General features: G+C 71.1%; 20 protein-coding genes. 7 read left to right on the top strand and 13 right to left on the bottom strand.

Going from position 1 to position 17,876, the window contains the following annotated elements:
• Nucleotides 1-56 precede the first annotated feature (56 nt).
• The 13 genes from ACZ3YL_RS38165 to ACZ3YL_RS38225 form a co-directional block, all read right to left on the bottom strand.
• Nucleotides 57-2,174, bottom strand: coding sequence for a hypothetical protein (locus tag ACZ3YL_RS38165; protein WP_465662104.1), 2,118 nt, complete (start codon nt 2,172-2,174; stop codon nt 57-59).
• A 28-nt stretch (nt 2,175-2,202) separates the two neighbouring features.
• Nucleotides 2,203-2,415, bottom strand: a complete 213-nt coding sequence (locus ACZ3YL_RS38170) for a hypothetical protein (protein ID WP_465662106.1) — start codon at nt 2,413-2,415, stop codon at nt 2,203-2,205.
• Nucleotides 2,412-2,786, bottom strand: a complete 375-nt coding sequence (locus ACZ3YL_RS38175) for a hypothetical protein (protein ID WP_465662108.1) — start codon at nt 2,784-2,786, stop codon at nt 2,412-2,414. The genes ACZ3YL_RS38170 and ACZ3YL_RS38175 overlap by 4 nt, the downstream gene beginning before the upstream one ends.
• Nucleotides 2,787-2,824: 38 nt before the next feature.
• The gene (locus tag ACZ3YL_RS38180) at nt 2,825-3,967 is read right to left on the bottom strand and encodes a hypothetical protein (protein WP_465662110.1); all 1,143 of its coding nucleotides are present in this window, start codon (nt 3,965-3,967) and stop codon (nt 2,825-2,827) included.
• Nucleotides 3,968-3,984: 17 nt separating this feature from the next.
• Entirely contained in the window at nt 3,985-4,527 is a 543-nt protein-coding gene (locus ACZ3YL_RS38185) for a hypothetical protein (RefSeq protein WP_465662112.1), read from the bottom strand.
• Between the two features lie 208 nt (nt 4,528-4,735).
• Complete coding sequence (locus tag ACZ3YL_RS38190; protein WP_465662114.1) at nt 4,736-5,350, bottom strand: GIY-YIG nuclease family protein; 615 nt, start codon at nt 5,348-5,350, stop codon at nt 4,736-4,738.
• Entirely contained in the window at nt 5,347-5,613 is a 267-nt protein-coding gene (locus tag ACZ3YL_RS38195) for a hypothetical protein (RefSeq protein WP_465662116.1), read from the bottom strand. Before ACZ3YL_RS38195 ends, ACZ3YL_RS38190 begins: the two co-directional genes overlap by 4 nt.
• A gap of 134 nt (nt 5,614-5,747) precedes the next feature.
• Complete coding sequence (locus ACZ3YL_RS38200; protein WP_465662118.1) at nt 5,748-7,397, bottom strand: hypothetical protein; 1,650 nt, start codon at nt 7,395-7,397, stop codon at nt 5,748-5,750.
• 108 nt (nt 7,398-7,505) lie between these two features.
• On the bottom strand, nt 7,506-7,757 hold the full coding sequence (locus ACZ3YL_RS38205) for a WhiB family transcriptional regulator (protein ID WP_465662120.1): 252 nt from the start codon (nt 7,755-7,757) through the stop codon (nt 7,506-7,508).
• 36 nt (nt 7,758-7,793) lie between these two features.
• Complete coding sequence (locus ACZ3YL_RS38210; RefSeq protein ID WP_465662122.1) at nt 7,794-8,237, bottom strand: hypothetical protein; 444 nt, start codon at nt 8,235-8,237, stop codon at nt 7,794-7,796.
• 102 nt (nt 8,238-8,339) lie between these two features.
• Nucleotides 8,340-8,840 (bottom strand): ATP-binding protein, encoded by a 501-nt coding sequence (locus ACZ3YL_RS38215; protein ID WP_465662124.1) that lies wholly within the window; start codon nt 8,838-8,840, stop codon nt 8,340-8,342.
• Nucleotides 8,841-9,188: 348 nt separating this feature from the next.
• Nucleotides 9,189-9,611 carry a hypothetical protein gene (locus ACZ3YL_RS38220; protein WP_465662126.1) on the bottom strand — a complete coding sequence of 141 codons (423 nt, stop codon included), beginning with the start codon at nt 9,609-9,611 and terminating at the stop codon, nt 9,189-9,191.
• A 125-nt stretch (nt 9,612-9,736) separates the two neighbouring features.
• Nucleotides 9,737-10,579, bottom strand: coding sequence for a hypothetical protein (locus ACZ3YL_RS38225; protein WP_465662128.1), 843 nt, complete (start codon nt 10,577-10,579; stop codon nt 9,737-9,739).
• A gap of 458 nt (nt 10,580-11,037) precedes the next feature.
• On the opposite strand from ACZ3YL_RS38225, the gene ACZ3YL_RS38230 reads away from it, so the two are divergent.
• The 7 genes from ACZ3YL_RS38230 to ACZ3YL_RS38260 all read left to right on the top strand — a co-directional run bounded on the left by ACZ3YL_RS38230 (nt 11,038) and on the right by ACZ3YL_RS38260 (nt 17,855).
• Nucleotides 11,038-12,192, top strand: coding sequence for a helix-turn-helix domain-containing protein (locus ACZ3YL_RS38230; RefSeq protein WP_465662130.1), 1,155 nt, complete (start codon nt 11,038-11,040; stop codon nt 12,190-12,192).
• Nucleotides 12,193-12,232: 40 nt separating this feature from the next.
• Entirely contained in the window at nt 12,233-12,775 is a 543-nt protein-coding gene (locus ACZ3YL_RS38235) for a cysteine hydrolase family protein (RefSeq protein ID WP_465662132.1), read from the top strand.
• Nucleotides 12,772-13,683: an FAD-dependent oxidoreductase gene (locus ACZ3YL_RS38240; protein ID WP_465662134.1), complete on the top strand. Its 912-nt coding sequence runs from the start codon at nt 12,772-12,774 to the stop codon at nt 13,681-13,683. The genes ACZ3YL_RS38235 and ACZ3YL_RS38240 overlap by 4 nt, the downstream gene beginning before the upstream one ends.
• Before the next feature lie 138 nt (nt 13,684-13,821).
• Nucleotides 13,822-14,610, top strand: coding sequence for a GntR family transcriptional regulator (locus ACZ3YL_RS38245; protein WP_465662136.1), 789 nt, complete (start codon nt 13,822-13,824; stop codon nt 14,608-14,610).
• On the top strand, nt 14,607-15,146 hold the full coding sequence (locus ACZ3YL_RS38250) for a GNAT family N-acetyltransferase (protein WP_465662138.1): 540 nt from the start codon (nt 14,607-14,609) through the stop codon (nt 15,144-15,146). Before ACZ3YL_RS38245 ends, ACZ3YL_RS38250 begins: the two co-directional genes overlap by 4 nt.
• A gap of 1,048 nt (nt 15,147-16,194) precedes the next feature.
• Nucleotides 16,195-17,718 carry a hypothetical protein gene (locus ACZ3YL_RS38255; RefSeq protein WP_465662139.1) on the top strand — a complete coding sequence of 508 codons (1,524 nt, stop codon included), beginning with the start codon at nt 16,195-16,197 and terminating at the stop codon, nt 17,716-17,718.
• Complete coding sequence (locus ACZ3YL_RS38260; RefSeq protein ID WP_465662141.1) at nt 17,718-17,855, top strand: hypothetical protein; 138 nt, start codon at nt 17,718-17,720, stop codon at nt 17,853-17,855. The genes ACZ3YL_RS38255 and ACZ3YL_RS38260 overlap by 1 nt, the downstream gene beginning before the upstream one ends.
• Nucleotides 17,856-17,876 lie beyond the last annotated feature (21 nt).

Raw genomic sequence — 17,876 nt, forward strand, 5'->3', positions numbered from 1 at the left:
GTGCGTGGTGCCCGCCGCCCCGGGGTCGGGGCGGCGGGCGGGTGGGTGAGGGTGGGTCAGGCGGCGGCCGTGGCGGCGGGGGAGGCCCAGGCGCCGTGGCCGAGGTCGACGACCTCGTTCTTCTCGGCGGCCCGCTTGAGGGTGGAGGAGACGGTGGACAGCGGCATGCCGAGCCGGGCGGCGATGATGCCGGTGGTGGCCTGTCCCTCGGTCTCGAGGAAGGCGAGGATCGCCTTCTTCTTGTCCCCGCGGGCCGGGGTGCTGCCGTTGGTCGCAGTGGTGGTCAGCTGCTGCTCGAAGCCGGGCCCGGCCTGGGCCGGCAGCTTGGCGAAGGAGACCTTCGCCGGGGCGACGGTGCCGCTGCCCTTCTTCTGCGGCTTGGCCTTGGCGGCCGGGGCGGCCGCCGTGGTGGTCTCGGCGTCGTCGGTGACGCCGGGCACCGCCGGGAGCTCGCCCCGGCGGCGGGCCGCCAGGCGCTCGCGCCACTCGGTGTAGGCGGGGCCGATGTGCTCGGCGGCCTCCTCGGAGATGACGGCCGGGGTGCCGCGCTTGGCCCAGCGGGTGGCGATCCCGGCCCGCTCCGGCGCCCAGCCGCGGAACATCGCGGCCCGCTCCTCGACGCCCTTGAGGTAGCCCATGCCGGAGGTCGGCACGCCGGGCTCGTCCGGCCAGGTGGCGGGGATGTCGTTCGGGTCGGCGGGCAGGTTGATGACGTACCCCGCGGAGCGCTCGGTGGTGCGGAAGGCGATGTTGTTGCCCGCCGTCAGCGGCTGGCGCAGCTTGCCCGTGCCGAGGGAGTCGAGGGTGGGCAGGTGGGTGACCAGGCGCAGCTTGATGCCGACCTTGCGGCCGAGGATCGCGATGCGCACGGCGTAGTCGAGGGCTTCGGCGTAGTTGCCCCAGACGTCCTGCCACTCGTCGATCGTCACCGAGATGAGCGGCTCCTCGGGGGTGGGGGACCAGTCGGTGTCGCCGTACATCAGGTCGCCGTCCTCGTCCTCCCACACCGTCAGGGCGGAGGCCTTGGAGCGGCGGGTGAGCTCGGCGTCGGCGGCGATCAGCATGCCCATGCACTCGTCGACGCCCGGCGCGAAGTAGGACAGGTAGTCCTGCCAGAACCCGAAGGACTTGCCCTCCTGCGGGTCGCCGCCCCAGGAGGTGACGAGGCCGGAGTGCCGCTCGATGGAAAACAGGCTCCGCAGCAGCGCGGACTTGCCGGAGCCGGTGGCGCCCGAGATGTGGGTGTGCACGGCGCCCCAGCCGGGCCGCCACATCTGGTACTGCGCAGGTCCCCCGTCGATGTGCAGGCCCAGGCGGGCGATGCCGGTCTTCACGTCCAGGGCCTCGGGGCCGGGGAAGACCGGCACGGTCTTGAGCGGGTTCTTGTCGTAGACCAGCAGCTTGGCCTTGTCGGCGGCGCCGCCGGGCACGCCGTCGACGGCGATGGAGGAGATCGGCAGGCCGTAGGCGGAGGCGATCATCGTGGTCGCGGAGATCGCGGTGGCGGTGGTCTGCCGGCCGCCGTCCAGCTCGATCAGCGCCTCCCACGCCCCGTCGCCGGTGTCGACCGGGTTGACCAGCTTGGAGCCGGGCAGGGCGCCGCGGGTGGCGACCTTCTCCTCCCAGCGGGCGATGCGCTCCTCCTGGCCGAGCGGCTCGGCGGTGGCGCGGATCCGGCGGCGCCACCACCACGGGATCGCCGTGGCGGGGGTGAGGGCCAGCCACCACAGTCCGGTCATCGGCGCCTCGAACGGCCCGGTGCCGGTGACGGGCATCGCGGTCAGCAGGGCGCCGGCCGCGACCGCCGCCGCGCTGGTGCGGATCAGTTCGGCGCGGCGCATCGGCCGGTTCGGCGGGGTCGGCAGCACCCGGTGCCGGTTCAGGAAGCGGGCGGTGCGGCCGGTGTAGGGCTGCTTGGCCCGCCAGGCCCGGGTGGCGAGGACGGCGGCCGGCAGGGCGGCGTCGACGGCGAGCGCGCCGACGATGCCGTGCTGGGCGGCCGTGAGGGCCTGGCCGTAGCCGGCCAGGGCGAGGGAGGCGGCGATGGGCGGTAGGTGGCGGCGGTTGCGGTGCAGCCGGCGCCAGGCGCCGCGCGCGATACGGCTTCTGAGGGTGCCGCCTTCGGCGGCGCCGGCCCCGGCCGGGGCGGCGGGGGCGGTCGTGGGCTTCTTCATCACGGCGGTCGTGGTTCCTTCCCGGGTTTCAGTGGGCGAGCAGGATGAACAGCAGGACGATGACCGGCCCGAACATGCCGAGCAGGTAGATCAGGTCCATGGGGTCGCGGCGCATCTGGCGCCCCCCCTTTCTCGGTTGGCGGGTGTCCGGGTACCGGGTGCGGCACCTCGGCCGGGCACCGAACCGCCCGCCCCGCGGCAGGTCGCAGGGCGGGCGGGCGGTGCCTGACCGGGAGGTCACATGCGGTTGTTGTAGGCCTCGCGCTTGGCGGCCGGGACCGGGGCGGAGGCGACTGCCCGGTCGAAGCCGCCGTGCCGGCGCTCGATCGCGAGCCCGGCGGCGCGGGCCATGCCGTTGAGTTCGATCGCGGAGTTCGCGGCGGCCGCCACCGCCTGCGCCTGGCCGACCAGGGCGCCGCCGACCTGCTGGAAGTCGTTCAGCGTCAGCGGGTCGAAGCCGAGCTCGGTGATGGCGTGGTAGTTGCGCTCCGCCTCGACGACCTTGGCGTTCAGGCGCTCGAAGCGGTCGCGGGCGGCGGCCTCCTCGGCGGCCGTGGCGGTCGCCAGCTGCACCAGGTTCTCCTGGATCTGGCCGTAGGTGATCTCTGCCATGCAGGTCCTCGCAGTTCTTCTCGGGTGCTGACCTGTGGTCAGTCGCCGTAGGTGGTGGTCTCGGCCATGTCGACGTCGGAGGCGTTGCGGGCCTCCTGGATGCCGCCGTGGCGGCCCCACACGTTCGTCGACGCCTGGGTCGCGTTGCGCTCGGCGAGGTCGGAGGCGCGCAGGTCCTCCTCGCGGGTGCCCTTCAGCTCGGTGAGCTTCTCGACGATCGCGGCGAGCTCGCCGAGCGTCGCCTTGTCGTACTTGGCGGCCGCGGCGGCGTTGTAGGCGTGCTCGGCCTTGGCGCGCAGGTCGGTCAGGCGGGCGACGGCGGCCATCGCGTCGTCCTTCTCCATCCGCGCCCAGCGGGAGAGCTGGGCGAGGTACTGCATCAGGGAATCGACGCCGGTGACCTCGGTGACCCGCGTCGCGGTGGTGGGCAGGTTGCTCATGGGGCTCCTCGGGGTGCTGGCGGCCCCGTCGCTGGCGGGGGCCGTGGGTGAGGTGCTGTCGTCGTCCTTGACGATCCGCAGCGGGGGGTAGTCCTGCGGTTCGGCCGTCGACGGCGGCGCCCCCGCCGGGGCGGTCCCGGAGGGGGCGTTCCTGGGGGGCGGCACCGGCGGTGTTCCACCGCCGCCGGGCGGCGCGGGCGGCTGGCCGGGCGGGACGGTCGGCGGGTAGTCGGGCTTGGGCGGCGGCGCGGGCGGGTCGGTGGTGACGTGGACGTGCACGGAGGCGTCCGCCTTCGCGGCCGCCTCCGCCGGCTCCTTCGCCTCGGCGGTCGGGGCCTTCGGGCCGCCGGTGTTGACGGCCTCGTCCTCGACGATCTCGGCGTCGATGATCCCGTCGTCGGCCGCCTCCGGCCCCGCGGCCCCGGCCTCCTTGCCGACCTCGGCCTTCTCGCGGGCCGCCTCCCGCTCGGCCTTGGCCGCCTTCACCTTCGCCCGGCGCTCGCTGATGGCCGCCTTGGTCTCGGGCCACGCCTTGCGCCAGCCCTCCTTCACACCGGAGGTGAAGGTGTAGACGCGCGCCACCGAGTTGATCGCGCCCTCGGCGATCTTGCGGCCGGTGTCCGTGCGGTCGATCGGCCTCGGCGGCTTGGGGGTCTTGGTGTGCTTCGCCGCGCTCTCGCGCCCGGCGGTGACCCCGCCGCCGAGCGCGTACGCCAGCGCCATCGCGATCAGCAGTTCCATCGCGCTGTCCCCTTCCTCTACTGCATGCCGAAGGCGGAGGCGACCAGGTGGCCGATGAACTTCGCGATCGCGCTGATCGCGGTGGCGGCGCCGTCGCCGACCTTGCCGGGGATCGCGGTGATGAAGAACGGCATGCAGGCGGCGAGGGCGAGGGTGCGCGGGGTGCACTTGTCGTCCCGGATGTCGATCAGCAGGATCACCGCGGCGCCGAGCGAGATCAGCCAGCCCAGCCCGACGCCGACCCAGTCGGTCATCAGGTGCGCCACCGTGTCGTTGGCCCAGGTGGTGCAGGTGGAGATGAGGTGACCCAGCCCGGTACCGGCCAGGCCGACGCCGCCGGCGGTGAACATCGCGATGTGCAGCCGGGGCATCTCCAGCTTCGACAGCGCCCCGTTGATCGCCCCGGACACGCCGCCGGAGCGGCCGGCGCCGCCGCGGTGGCGCCGGCCCATGCCGGCGGTGACGGTCTGCCCGCCGCTGGCGAGCACCTGCATCGCCACCGACAGGGCCATGCTCGCGACGCCGACTCCGGCGCCGACAACGGACTCGATGACAGCCATGATCGTCCCCTCCCAAGGGGGTGTAGTGGATCAAGAAAAGTGAGTGCCGGACCCCCGTCAGGAAGCCGGAAAAGGAGGCCCACGCCGCAAGTTGCGGTTACGCACCGTGGGCCGGTACTCTCGCGCGCGCGCCTGCGCGCCCCTACGCGTTGGGCCCGGGCAGATACGCGTACGCGACTTCGCATCCATGCGTAATTCGCGTTCTCGGCTACGGTGCGTGTTGGTCGGCGGCGGCCCAGAATCCGTGCGCGATATGCGCCGCCAAGCCGTCCTTCTGGAGTCGCCGAAGCGCCGTCACGACCGTCGACTGGCGGGCCTTCAGCTGCTCGACAATCACCGCTGTGGTGACCACTCCTCGATCTTCGAGGAGCTCCAGGACGCGGTCCGCGATTGAGATCCGTGGCGCCGGCCGCCGCGGCGAACGGGGCCACGGAATACTGGCCGCCGCCCTGCGGGCTCGCGGTCTCAACCTCATCTGTGGCTGGGTCCGCATCTTGGCCCGCCGCCCAGGCCCAGCGGGCCAAGGGCAGCCGGTCAGCGCCTGGACGGCCCCGGAGACGATGCTCACCGGGTCGCCGTCGCCGAAGTCGAACCACTCGCCACGGACCCGAAACCGCTCAAGCCACTGGTGAATCCGCAGTTCTAGAGCCCTGCCACCCTCGGCCGCCCACAGGACATACAAGGCAAACGGCGAGGCTCCTTGCAGCGCCCTTAGGCGTAGGGACAGGTCGTTGGTCGTGCCGATCTTCACCGGACGGAACTGGCTGGACCCGATGACGTACACCACCGAGCAGTCGGCCTTCGTCGGCGAGCTGCCGCTCACCGCTTCTGACCTGCAAGCTTTCCTGAAATCTGGCGCAGAACGGCGGCAATCTGCATCCACTCCCCATCCCTTGCCGCCTCCGGCAGCCGGCCGATCACCGACCGCAGGACGTCCCATTCGGCCTCCGCGGCCTCCTTCGGGCCGCCTCCAGCCGCCTTGCTCCGGATCGTCGCGGCGTGCGCGCCGACCCGCCGGGCCCGCTGCTCGCTGCGCTTCTCGGTCCGCTTGCGCCGCCAGGCCGGCGGCTGGGCGGGGCTGCTCACTGGTGCCTCCTTCCGGGATCGGCCCCGCCGGGGCTGATCCGATCGCTACCGTGGTGTTCGGCGCTTCGGCGCCTTCGCCGGTCACCAGGGCGATTTGAGCGCCCTGGTGGTCAGCGGAAGAGCCGACGGGTCCGTCAGGCAGCGGCTTCGCCGCCGTCCTGGTCGCTGTTCTTCGTCTCGTCCGAGACCGGCATCTCGTCCTCCAGTGCGGAGGCGATGACCTCGTCCCCGAACTGCGAGTCGTCCGCGAGGCGCTTCTTCGCGTTCCGGATGCGGTCTCCGACCCACGTCTCGCCCTTGCCGTAGCGCTCGCCGATCGCGTCGTTGTTAATCGGCGAGCCCTCCAGCATCAGCCGCGCGACCTCGCGCTCGGCCTGCTCGCGCAACTGCGAGCGCAGTTCGCGAGGCACCGTGCCGGTGGCGCCGCCGTTCTGCGAGGCGATTTCCGAGGGGAAACGCGAGGCGCCGGTGCGGGAGGTGCGAGCGGTCTGCGAGGCCAGCCGCTGCTGCCTCGCCGATGCGCGCTCCTCCGCCTTGCGGCGCTTCTCTGCAGCCTCTGCGGCCTCCTTCTCCCGGCGCTCCTGCTCGGCCACCTGCTGCTGCCTGACCTGCTCTTCCGCCAGCAGGATCTTGGCCTGGGCCTCGCCCTTGGCCTTGATCCGCAGCGCCTCGGCCTCCGCCTCGACCCGCTTGCGAGCCTCCTCGGTTTCCCGCGCGAGGCGCTCGCGCTCGGTCTCGATTTCCTGCTCGCGGCGGGCCTTGGCGTCCTCGTTTTCCTGGGCGAGTCGGGCCTGCTCGGTCTCGCGAAGCGTCCTCGCGTTCTCCAGTGCGGTCTGCTCGCGGAGCCGCTCGATTTCCGCCTCGCGATCGCGCTGTGCCTTCGCGGTCTCGAACTCGCGGTCCTCGCGAAGCTTGCGCTCCTCGCGTTCCGCCTTCTCGGCTTCCAGCCGGCCCTGCTCGCGAAGCCGCTCGATCTCCGCCTTCGAGGCGCGCTCGGCCTGCTCGGCCATCGCCGCGACCTGCTCGCGTTCCCGGCGTTGCTCGTACTCGCGGTCCTCGCGAAGCTTGCGCTCCTCGCGCTCTGCCCGCACGGCCTCGGCACGATCCGCCTCGGCCTTCTCGCGCTCGGCCCGGATCCGGTCCTCGTGCTCCTTCTTGGCCCCCTGCTCCTGGTCCTCGTAGACCTGGAGGACCTCGCGGACGGCTTCCAGCCGCTTGGCCAGGTAGGCGCGGTAGCCGGAGGAGGCCTCAGCCAGGGTGATCAAGAGAAACGGGGCCACAGAGTGGAGCAGCAAGCCGCCGGCGTCCGGGTGCTGGGGCACCAGGTGGAAGACGCCGTCGGGGAACCAGGAGGTCCAGGAGTTCATCAGCCAGGTGGACAGGCCGGCGAACCAGCGCAGTAGGAAGGGCCAGCCCTTGGCCCGCTCGCCGCCCTGCTCGGTGAGCACGCCGTCCACGTAGAGCACGGTGATCAGGGCCAGGGAGGCCAGCGGGTCGAGCATCCAGGCGATCCAGGCGGGAATGTCGTGGCTCATGGCGAACAACGTGACGTTGACGCAGGTGAAGATGAGGGCGCCGCCGCCGATCGTCATCAGCGACCGGGTGATCAGGTCGCCGAGACTCTCCAGCTTCTCCAGCGCCTTCTTGGCCGCCAGGTACTCCTGGCGGGTCACCACGTGGACCAGGCCGGCGGTGGGTACCGGGGCCGGGCCGCCTGCGGGGGCGGGGTGGCGTGCGGCCGGCACCTGGTGGGTGCGGGCCGGGTTGTCGATGGTGATGGTCACCTCGTCTCCTCTCTGTACGGCGGTGACGCCGGGGTGCGTCGGGCACCGTCGAACGCCCCCGCGACCGGCGGTCCGGGGCGGGGGCGAACGGCAGCGACCGCTGCGGGGTCAGGTGGTGCGGGCGCGGTTGCGGGCGGCGCGGCGCTTCATGGCGCGGCGCTCGTCCTCGCTCATCCCGCCCCACACGCCGTGGTCCTGGCCGGTCTCGAGAGCCCACTGGAGGCACTGCTCCATGACGGGGCAGCGGCGGCAGACGGCCTTGGCCTCCTCGATCTGCAGCAGGGCAGGACCGGTGTTGCCGATCGGGAAGAACAGCTCCGGGTCCTCTTCGCGGCACACCGCGCGGTGGCGCCAGTCCATGACGGCCTCTCCTTCTTCTGTGTCGTCGGGGTGTGTTCAGGCGTTCTGGGGGAGCCGGGCGGTGCGGGCGAGCTCGTGGAGCGCGGCGACGGTGCCGGGGTGGGCGGCCTCGTCCAGGTGGTGGCGCTGTTCGAGGAGCGCGCCGGTGGCCGCCGGGCAGTCGAGGGCCTGGCTGGTCCAGTAGTTCCAGGCGGCCTCGCCGGGCTCGGCGACGACCTCGTCGCGGTCGGCGTCCCAGGCTCCGCAGTGCGGGCGGGCCTCGCTCTGGCCGAGCGTGCGCACGGTGATCTGCCAGACCGGCCAGTCCTCGCGCGGGCCGGGCTCGATCTCCAGGACCTCGTAGACGACGCCGGCGTAGCCGCCGCGGTAGATACCGCCGACGCGGCGCGGGCCGATCTGGCGGGCGACCCAGCGGCGGTAGCTGGCGGCGTCGTAGTAGGCGCGGCGGGCGGGGGAGGAGGTGCGGGCGTGGTGCCTCATGGGTGGCCTCCGGCCGGGGAAGTTCGCGGGGCGCCGCCGCACCCCCTGGGCCGGAGGGCCGGTTCAGGGGGGTGCGGCGGCGTAGGGGAGTGGCAGGGTTGGTCAGCCGGCCGCGCGGACGCGGCAGCAGATGCGCTTGCCGATCGGCGAGGGTTCGACGGTCCAGCCGGGGGCGAGGATGTCGAGGAGGGTCAGGCCGCGGCCGGACTCGGCCTCGTCGCTGTCCGCGGGGGTGTTGGTGCGGCGCGGGGCGACGTCGGCGAGCGGGTCGTGGACGGCGACGACCGCGTCGGCCGCCCGGGAGCGGTAGACCTCCACGACCAGCGGTACGTACTCGCCGCAGGCGCGCACGGCGTTGCCGATCAGCTCGGACGCGACGAGCTGCGCGGACTGCGCGGTCTCCAGGTCGATGCCGTGGGCGAGCAGGACGGTCAGAGCCAGGGATCGCACGGTGTGGACGGCGTCCTGGCCGGCGGTCAGGTGGGCGGTGATCCCGCCGGGCCGCTGTCGCAGGTACAGGCCGGGGCGAGGCGGGGGCAGGGCCGGGTCGTGGGCGGTCAGGCCAGCCGCGGTGCCGGTACCGACGACCGTAGGCGGCGTCATCGCTTCCCGCCCTTCGGCTTGCTGGGCTTGGCCACCGGCGTCCCGCCGGCGAAACTGCGGCCGGCCATCACCGACGACCTCCCCGGTGCTCCATGGCCCGGCGCAGCAGCTCCTCCGGGTCGGGGTCGCTGTCCCCGGGGACGGGGGTGTAGTCCTGCCGGGTGCGTGCAATGATGTTGTGCAGCACAGTCGTTGCCTCCAACTAGGCGCGACGTTGACGGCCTCGGGAGGGCAATCCCGGGGCCGTCGCTGTTTGTGAGGGCGACTCCTGCCGTCCCCCCGCCGCCCCCGCACCGGCAGACCGGGGCGGAAACGACGGGCAGCGTCGCAGGAGAGAGAGCACGCTGGTCAGGCCGCAGAGCGCAGCGCGGTCAGGTGCTCGAAGGCGATGCTCGAGTTGGCGGGGCGGTGGGGGCGGGGGACCGGCCGGTGGCCGGTGGCGTCCACGGAGTTGGTGGCGAGCTCGGCGACGTCGACCGGGTCGGCGGCGGTGTCGAGCCGGCCCGCGAAGATGGGCGTCGGCTGGTGGCGGAGGCGGTTCACCAGGACGTCGGCGTTCCCGTCCAGGAGGTCCAGGACCTCGGTGAAGGAGAGGCTGCGGGTCGCGGTGAACTCCGCCGCGTGCAGCCACAGCTCGCCGCACAGGTCATCCGCGACGTCGCTGTCGGTGTCCAGGCCGGCCTCGTCCAGCAGCTCCCGCACGAGGTCCCGCAGACCGGTCGAGTACCAGGTGTAGGCGTCGGTAAGCAGCTGGCTAGGGGTGTTAGGCATGGCGATCTCCTCGGGATGGGTGGCGCTGCTGTGGTGGCTGTACGGGCATGCGAAGCGGCGGCCCGGAGAATCCGGGCCGCCGCAGCTGGTGTCGGTGATTCAGTTCGTGGGATCGAGGGGGGCGGTCAGGCGGCGTCGGCCTTGCGCAGCGGGCTCGCCTCGCGGATCGCCCGCTCGGTGCGGGTCCTCGCCAGCGCCCGGGACTGCTGGGTGGTGTCCTCGTGGTCGGTCGGCACCCCGGCGCTGAGGATCGGGGACCTGGAGCCGACCAGCGCCTGGCGGCGGGCCGCGTCGGCGTGGGCGACGGCCGGCTCGACCGCGGCCCACTCCTTCGCCCGGCGGGCCGGGAGCTGGCGGGCCCGGGCGCAGTCACCAGCGGCCCGGAGCTCCTCGTACAGCGCCCGGTTGCGGCGTTGCTGGGGCTCGCGGCGCAGCAGGCGCAGGTAGTCGGTGCCCAGGCGCTCGCCGTCCTGGCAGTGCTTCTTGCCGACGCAGGTCGCGCAGCGGGAGCGGTGGGTCTCGTACGTCTTGCGGGCGGAGTCGGCGGTGGCTGGCGCCGGGTCGAGCTGGGTGATCGCTGGCGGCTGCGGCGCCTTCACCTTGCGCAAAACCTTGGTCGGCCGACGGGACGCGACGTCCGCGATGGCCTCGGCTCGCCGCCGCTGCCACTTCTCGACCGCCAGATCCATCACGACCAGTCGGTTGGAGTTGGAGCAGCGGCGCGCGCCGGGCGTGCCGGCCGGGAGGGTGTGGTGCGGGACGAGCTTCCACTGCGTGCTGCCCTTGTCGGTGGTGATGGGGCACCAGGTGTCGCAGTTCGAGCAGGCCAAGTGCTCCTTGCCGGGGGTGAGCTCGATCAGGTTGACCGGCAAGGTCGAGGCGACGATCGCCGGCAGGGAGGAGATGTTCGCCGTACGGGTCCGCCGCTTGCGGGGCTGGGCGGTGGGGATCGCGGTCGAGGTGGGCATCAAGGCTCCTCGTGAGATGCGGAGGGAAGGCTGAGGGCCGCGTCGCGGTGCTCTCTCCGCCCGCCAGGCCGACCGGAAGGTCCGGCGCCCTAGAGGGCGGACAGCGCATCAGCGCTGCGTGGCGGTCGCGCGGGCGGTTTGGTGGAGCTACCAGCCCTCGCCCCTTTAGGGCGGCGACTACCTGCGGCTAGGCACGCCGAATAAGCCCTGGAAGGGAGGCATTCGGGGGCCTTGGAGAGCCGCTAGGCGGCCTCCTGATTTCACTAGTGAACAGGCTTTGGGCTTGACCGTCAAGGCCTTCGCTAGTGAAATTGCTTCAGCGATGGCCTTGGGTACTTCACCCATGACTGTTCGTCAATCAGGATCCACAGCACCGTGAGTGGGCGCGAGCCTCCCGCGTGGCACTGCTGTGGAACCGGGCAAGGCCCACACCAGCGGGAAGTGACGGGGAGGTGGCTGTGGACACGGCGATCCGGTGGACCGGCCAGAAGGCGCGGCTACTCCAGGAGACGCTCGGGCTTTCGGTCCGCGAGTTCGCGAGGAAGCTGGGCGTAGACCCACGCACCGTCACCAAGTGGCGAAAGCATGGAGAGGGCCTGACCTGCAACGATGAGATGCAGGAGGTGCTGAGTCTGACTCTGAACCTGGCGTCCGAGGAGCAGCGCGAGACCTTCTACATCCAGATGGCCAGCCAGCCGGTGGACACCGCTGCGAAGCCTGGACAACAGGCTGGCCCATTCGCGGTCGTCTCACACAAGTTCATCCCGGCCTACGTGGGATCACGGCTCCGACCCGTGTTCGAGGAGGCCCTGCCTCATCCCGAAGGGCCGGGCGGTTTGGAACAGCGAGTGCTGCCGCTGGAGCGTCCGGAAGGGGGTACCGCTACCGCACATCTGCTGGCGTGCGGCGTGGCCGTGGTTCACCTGGCCGAGGAGCTGACGCTCGAGAGCATCACCGAGCTCGCCCTCTGGCGATACCGCACCTACCCGACGGATCGGGCGTGGGCTGGGTCCGGCCTCAACGCTCTTCTAGACGCCGCACTCCCTGACCAGCCCCGGATCGACGATCCGCAGTACGTCCTGTCCGTCTACGAGCTCCGCGAGCAGCACTGGCCAGCGTCGGCGCTCCCGACGGCACTGCACCTCCTCACGACTCCCTCCGTGCTGGTCAACCGGCAGAACCCTGACGCCGTCGAACCCATCGGTCCGCACGTGGAGACTGAGAAGTTCACCTCGGCCTGGACGCATCCCGATGTCGTGGCCTTCCACGGCGGCTCATCGCCGGGCCTCGCTGGCTGGTCCGGCGTCACCTATCACCCTCAGCCTGACGAACACGCTCTGACGGTCCGCGAGATTCTCGCGCTGGAGGTCGACGTCCAGGGCCTGTGGGCGCTCTCCTCCCGGGTCCTCGACTCCATCGAGGACGGGGAGGATCCGGTCATGCCCGAGGAGTATGGCTGGCGCTACCTAAGGGGCGCGTACTCTCGGCTTCGAGCGTCCCGCCCGGCCGAGACCGCACAACACCGGGCCATGCGAGAGGCGATCTTGAGTACGAGCGATCTGCCCGGCCGCCTCCGCGACGCCCAGGAAGCCCTCCGAGACAGTCGTGTGTGAGCAGGCGAGAGAGGCAGAGATGGACCCTCGGACCACGGCATTGATCGTCATCGACGTACAGCAAGGCTTCATCAATGCACACAGCGTCAGAGCAGTCCCGGTGATCGTCTGCATGGTCGAGGCCTGGAAGTCGGCGGGTGCCCCTGTCGTGTTCGCCCGTTTCCAGAACCCGCCGAACTCTCCTTACGAGAAGATCAGCGGGTGGACCCGGCTGCGGACGCCCGAAGAGCAGGCCATCGTGACGGAACTCCAGCCCCACGTCGGGGACGCAGCCGCAGTGATCGACAAGGGGACTTCCTCCGTCTTCGCCAACGGCGCGGGACGTGCCCTGTCCGAGGCCGGCTGGACCGACTTGGTATTCGTGGGTATCGACACGGACTCGTGCGTCTACGACAGCGCCGTCGACGCCTATCACTCCGGCTTCCGCCCCTGGATCGCCGTCGACGCCTGCGCATCAAGCGGTGGCGAGGAGTACCACTCCGCGGCCTTGCTGCTGGCCCGCCGCAACATCGGTCGCGCTCAACTCGTCACAAGCCACGACGCTATCGAGCGTCTGACCAGTACCGAAGGGGCCTATTCGTGAGCACTGCGTTCGGCAACCCGGATCTCGTAATCGTCGGCGGCGGGCCGGCCGGGTGTGCGGCAGCGCTGATGGCGGCCAGCCTGGGTCTGCGCTCGGTACTGATCGAGGGCAACGACATCGGCGGGCGCCTCCATGTCATCGGTGCGCTCTCGAACGTGCCCGGCGACTGGGCCGATGGGCCGTCACTCGCCAAGGCGCTTGCGCGCGATATCCAGCGGATCCAGGGATCAGGCCACTGCACGGTCATCAGGAACCGCGCGGTTTCGGTATCTGCCGACAGCCGGTCGGCAAGCGTCACTCTGGCTGACGGCTCGACGATCACGGGCAACTCGGTGATCGCCGCTACGGGCGTCGCGTCAGTTACTCCAGCTGAGGCTGGCTGGATCTCCGCGCCAGCCGACCTCGAGCCGGCGCCGCTCTGGCGAGCACGGCCCGCAGACCTGAAGGGCCGCGTATGTGTCCTCGGCGGTGATCGGCCGCTGGGTACTTGGCTGCGCGCCCATCCGGACGTCCAGCGGCAACTCCTGGTCGTCCATCCCGCCACCGACGACTACAAGATCGCCGAAGTGCAGCAGGACTCCCGCGCCCAGTTGCGCCGCGCTCGCCACGTCACGCTCAACCCTGCTCCTGGCGGCGGCTACATCGTCGAGGTCGAAGCGATGGACGGCTCGGCCACGGCCTACGCCTGCGACACGCTACTCACGAACATCGGCAGCAGGCCCGCCGCGCTCCCCGGGTTGACCGCGGACGAGGATGGCTACTGCCCATCCGAGTCGCAGGAGCCGCTCGTCGCGACGGCCGGTGACCTCCGGTCAGCCCGGTTCCAACGCATCGTTACAGCCCAGGGCTCGGGTGCCCAGGCGGTTCTGAGCTGCTACTACTCCGCTGCGGTGCGGGCCACGACGTAACCAGGTGGGCCTGAGGGAGTTCCACACCAAGTTCCACGGAGCCACCTAGAAGTCCAGGTGATGCCGGCACCAAGGTGGCTTCGGAACCATCAGGCCCTCCCCGCAGACTTCGCTAGTGAAATCGGGTACTCTCCTCGCATGACTGCTGCTCGTGATCATCGGCGCCCAGGCGCAGCCGACAGGATCGCGCAAGACCTGCGCGAGAAGATCGACTCTGGCCAACTGGGGCCCGGCGACCGGCTCCCGCTCACGCGGGAGCTGACCGAGCAGTACGGCGTCACGGGCGAAACGGTGCGGCAGGCGATCATCAAGCTCAAGGCCGCCGGTGTGGTCAGGTCAGTCCAGGGCTCTGGTGTCTACGTCCGCGAGTGGCGGCCTCTGGTCTACCGACCGCAGAGCGAGTTCCGGCGCAAGCCGCCAGCTGTCGATATCTTCACGAACCTGCTCCAGACCGAGGGGCGGGACGGCACGCAGACCATCGAGGTAGGCGTCGAGCTTCCAGACGAGACCGTACGGCAGCGACTGCAGCTCGCCCCGGGCGAGCCCGTCGCGTTCCGCCGGCGAACGAGCTTCGTTGACGACATGCCCTTCGCCACCGACGACTCCTACGTTCCCCATCGGATCGTGGAGGGCTCGGAGTGGATGACGCCGGACGATGTCGAACGCGGCACCAACCAGGTTCTTGCTGAGCTTGATCACGAACTGGTCGAAGCGCTAGACGAGATCTATCCGCGGATGCCTCGACCTGCCGAGCTGGAACGGCTTGCTCTCCCAGCCGGCACCCCGATAGCAGAGCTGATCAGCACCGGGCACGACCGCGCGGGTAGGCCGGTCCAGGTGACGATCTGTCTGCTGCCTGGCGACCGTCACGTGATTGTCTACGAGCGGCAGAGGCGCACCGAGGAGAACTCGGAGGCTGCAGAGTGATCATCACGCGCGCTGAGATTAAGGACCTGACTCGTCTGACGCAGTTCCGCGTCGATGCAGCAAAGTGGCTGGCTGCACTCGGCAGCGACCAGTGGTCCACGCCCTTCCCGAGCGACCACATAGCGCAGAGCATCCGGTCCGGCGAAGTTTTCGTCGTGCGGGAGTCAGCAGATGCCGACGAACTCGTGGCAACCATCACGCTCGACGGCGCAGCCGATCCCCTTCTCTGGACGCCTCAGGAGCGCCAGGACAAAGCACTGTACGTCCACAAGCTAACGGTGGATAGGAAGTTCGCCGGCCTGAGCCTCGGGACTCGACTGCTCGACTGGGCTGGCGATCGGGCGGCACATCGCGGGGCACAGTGGTTGCGGCTGGACGCTTGGACCAGCAACACCCGGCTCCAGCGGTACTACACGGAGCGAGGCTTCCAGCATGTGCGCACTGTCCACGACCCCGAGGCTGGCGGTTCCGGCTGGGTCGCACAGCGCCCCGCCGAGCCCGCGCAGCATGGCCTTGACGACCTGACAACGAGCTAGGAGGGGCGAACTTGTCGGGCTTTCATCTCGTCGAGGCGTCAGACCGACACGGCATGCTGTCAGCTGCGTGCGGGGCGTGCTGGAGGGGGTAGGGTTGCTGTGCTTGGCACAAAAGAATTCGCCGTCCGGACCTTAGGCAAGTCCGGACGGCGCGAATGGATCGGCGCCCCCTGCAAGGGGCCCTCTCCGTGGTCAGACCCATCGAAGGTAGGTCACGACATGATGCAGCGTACCCGTACGCGCTCCCGAGCACACACACGGCACCCCGCCGTGGAAGCGACCAGTCGGTCGCTCCGGCGGGGTGCCGTCGTTGTCGTTGTGGATACACCTCGCCCCCGAAGGGGGTTTGAGATGACGTAGTCGTCTAGGGCGGCCAACCCGTACCACCGGGTTCTTCGCCGCCTGGCCGTGGCCGGTGTACCACCACCGACTCCTACGGCCCTCATCACCGCCACCGGGCTACCAACCCGGGAGCGAAGGCCCAATCTCCGGCTACCAACCGGGTGACCAGGCGAATTCAGGTTCTCCCCAGAACCGCATCCGACGCCGAGGGCGCCTTTTGCGTGCCCACCTATCTCTAGGAGGCCCTGTCATCATGCAGCAGCCCCGTCCGGGCTGCCAGTGTCGTCGTGCTCGTGGTGCCGTCGTCGGCGCCACAGGTTTCGACGACGCTGGCACTGTTCTTGGTCGTCCGACCGAGTCGGATCCCGCCTCCTGCCTGGCCTGTCGAGACGCGGTCGTCGGCGGACGGGCCATCAGCTCGCTGGCCAGCCCCCGGGTCGACGTGACACATATCACTCCTTCGGGTGAGCGCGGCGGCACCCCCGCGACCACCCTGGTAGGTGTACTTCAGGCCGCCCCGCGGGTTCCCGGCCAGCGGTCGGAGGCACGAACCGGACTCGCCGCCGCCGCGCGGGGGACCTGCCAGGAGGACATCGGCCAGGCGCCGGCTGAGCGGGAGACGGACGCCGGCTCGTCGTTCCCGGTCCGCTTCCCTGTCGCCTGGCTGGGCCTGGCGACAGGAGACCAGGTTCGCGCGGTAACCGTCGTGGCGGACTACTCCTGTGGGAAGGCCGGCTACTGCTGGGCGGCGAACGCCACCATCGCCGCTGGCCTGGACCTGCACCCGAAGGCGGTGGCCGCGATGCTGCGCGAGGTCGAGGGCGTCCTGGTGCACAGCGTGCCGCGCAGTGGCGGCACGAGTGCCCGGCGTGTCGATCCGATCGGCCCGGACGTCCGGGCGGTGTGCATCTCGGCGTACGCCCGCGACACCCTTTCCGGGAGCCGGTTCAAGGTGTACTCGGGGCTGAGCTACCGCGAGCACCTGGGCACGACGACCTCGGCGGGCCAGCTGGCGAAGCTATGCTCGCTGGACGCCGAGACGACCCGCAAGGTCGCCAAGCAACTGGTCGCCGAGGGCTGGGTCACCCGGCACGGAGACGAGGGGAAGGCGTACCGGTACACCGTGAACCCGGCACCGATGCGTCCCGCACTCGCCGAAGAGGGTCCGTCCCCGCAATCGTGCGCGCCCGCTCCGCAGGACCTGATGGAGAGCGAGGAAACCCCCCTCGTTTCGGTTCCCACCACCCCCCCGGTTTCGGTTCCCACCACCCCCCTCGTTTCGACTCCCCAAACAAGCTCCCTTGATCAAGCTTTTTTGAACAAGCTCCCCAGCGCCGCTGGTGGTTGCGGTTCCGGCGTAGCCGCAACGTCCGTACCGCGCGACACCCACGCGTGCGAGGGCGACGCTGGGCCGGGCGAGCCGGTGACCGCTGTCGCCGAGCAGACCGCCGTCGTGGCCAGCCTGGTTGCGGCTTCGCCGGAACCGCCGAAGACCCCCAGCGCGACCACGACCAACCCCACGAACGGGGCTTCCGCCCTGGCGCCGATGACGGTCAGCGCCGAGGTCCACCGGGTCCTGCGCCTGGTACCGGAGCTGGTGGACCGGATGAACCGCTGGCAGCAGCGGGAGGTGGCCCGGGCGATCGGTCAGGCGATCCGCGAGGTCGGCGGCGACATCGAGCGCGTCGCCCAGCGGCTGGAGCGCCGGTACGTCCTGGAGCGCGACGAGATCCGTGACCCGTACGCCTGGCTCGCCGCCCCGGGACGCAACCGCGGCCTGGTCCGGCGCGGCTGCCACCTGCCCAGCTGCGAGTCCGGCACGGACGTGGAGGTCGGTGGCGAGTGCCAGACCTGCGCGTACCACGTCGAGGTTGCCCAGCACCGGCACGCGGTGCGCCGCCAGGCCAAGCGGGAGCAGGCCCAGGCCCGCACCCAGTCCGGTGCCGCCGCGGCCCCGACGTCGGCGGACACCAGCGGCCTCGTCGACCAGGCCGAGGAGCAGCGTCCGGCCTACTGCGACCGGCACGTGCGGATCGAGCTGCCGTGCGGCCTGTGCGTGCCGCTGTTGGACCAGCCCGCCCTGTCCGAGGTCCCTCGGGCGATCGACGGCGCCGAGCTGCCTCCGGTCACGGTCCCGGCCTGGATGACCGTGGACCGCTCCGAGGGCGTTGCCTTCCGCGAGCAGCTGGCCGCCCGCCGCCGTGAGCGCGAACTCGTCGGGAGCCGCTGATGACCGCGACCACCGGTGCCGGCCTGGCCCGCACCGCCCTGCGCGCCGCCCGCCAGGCCGCCCGCACCAGCGGCAACGCCCCCGCCCGCGCACCGCCCGGCAGGCGACGGGAGCTATCCCCGCGAGCGCGGGACTGACGCGTCACCTCAGCTCGGTCT

It is taken from the genome of Kitasatospora sp. NPDC023176 (assembly GCF_055560495.1).

Coding starts and splice junctions, on each gene's coding strand:
- ACZ3YL_RS38175 (WP_465662108.1), bottom strand. CDS start 2,786: ATGGCAGAGATCACCTACGGCCAGATCCAGGAGAACCTGGTGCAGCTG.
- ACZ3YL_RS38180 (WP_465662110.1), bottom strand. CDS start 3,967: ATGGAACTGCTGATCGCGATGGCGCTGGCGTACGCGCTCGGCGGCGGG.
- ACZ3YL_RS38225 (WP_465662128.1), bottom strand. CDS start 10,579: ATGCCCACCTCGACCGCGATCCCCACCGCCCAGCCCCGCAAGCGGCGG.
- ACZ3YL_RS38220 (WP_465662126.1), bottom strand. CDS start 9,611: ATGCCTAACACCCCTAGCCAGCTGCTTACCGACGCCTACACCTGGTAC.
- ACZ3YL_RS38210 (WP_465662122.1), bottom strand. CDS start 8,237: ATGAGGCACCACGCCCGCACCTCCTCCCCCGCCCGCCGCGCCTACTAC.
- ACZ3YL_RS38245 (WP_465662136.1), top strand. CDS start 13,822: ATGACTGCTGCTCGTGATCATCGGCGCCCAGGCGCAGCCGACAGGATC.
- ACZ3YL_RS38165 (WP_465662104.1), bottom strand. CDS start 2,174: ATGAAGAAGCCCACGACCGCCCCCGCCGCCCCGGCCGGGGCCGGCGCC.
- ACZ3YL_RS38205 (WP_465662120.1), bottom strand. CDS start 7,757: ATGGACTGGCGCCACCGCGCGGTGTGCCGCGAAGAGGACCCGGAGCTG.
- ACZ3YL_RS38185 (WP_465662112.1), bottom strand. CDS start 4,527: ATGGCTGTCATCGAGTCCGTTGTCGGCGCCGGAGTCGGCGTCGCGAGC.
- ACZ3YL_RS38260 (WP_465662141.1), top strand. CDS start 17,718: ATGACCGCGACCACCGGTGCCGGCCTGGCCCGCACCGCCCTGCGCGCC.
- ACZ3YL_RS38215 (WP_465662124.1), bottom strand. CDS start 8,840: ATGACGCCGCCTACGGTCGTCGGTACCGGCACCGCGGCTGGCCTGACC.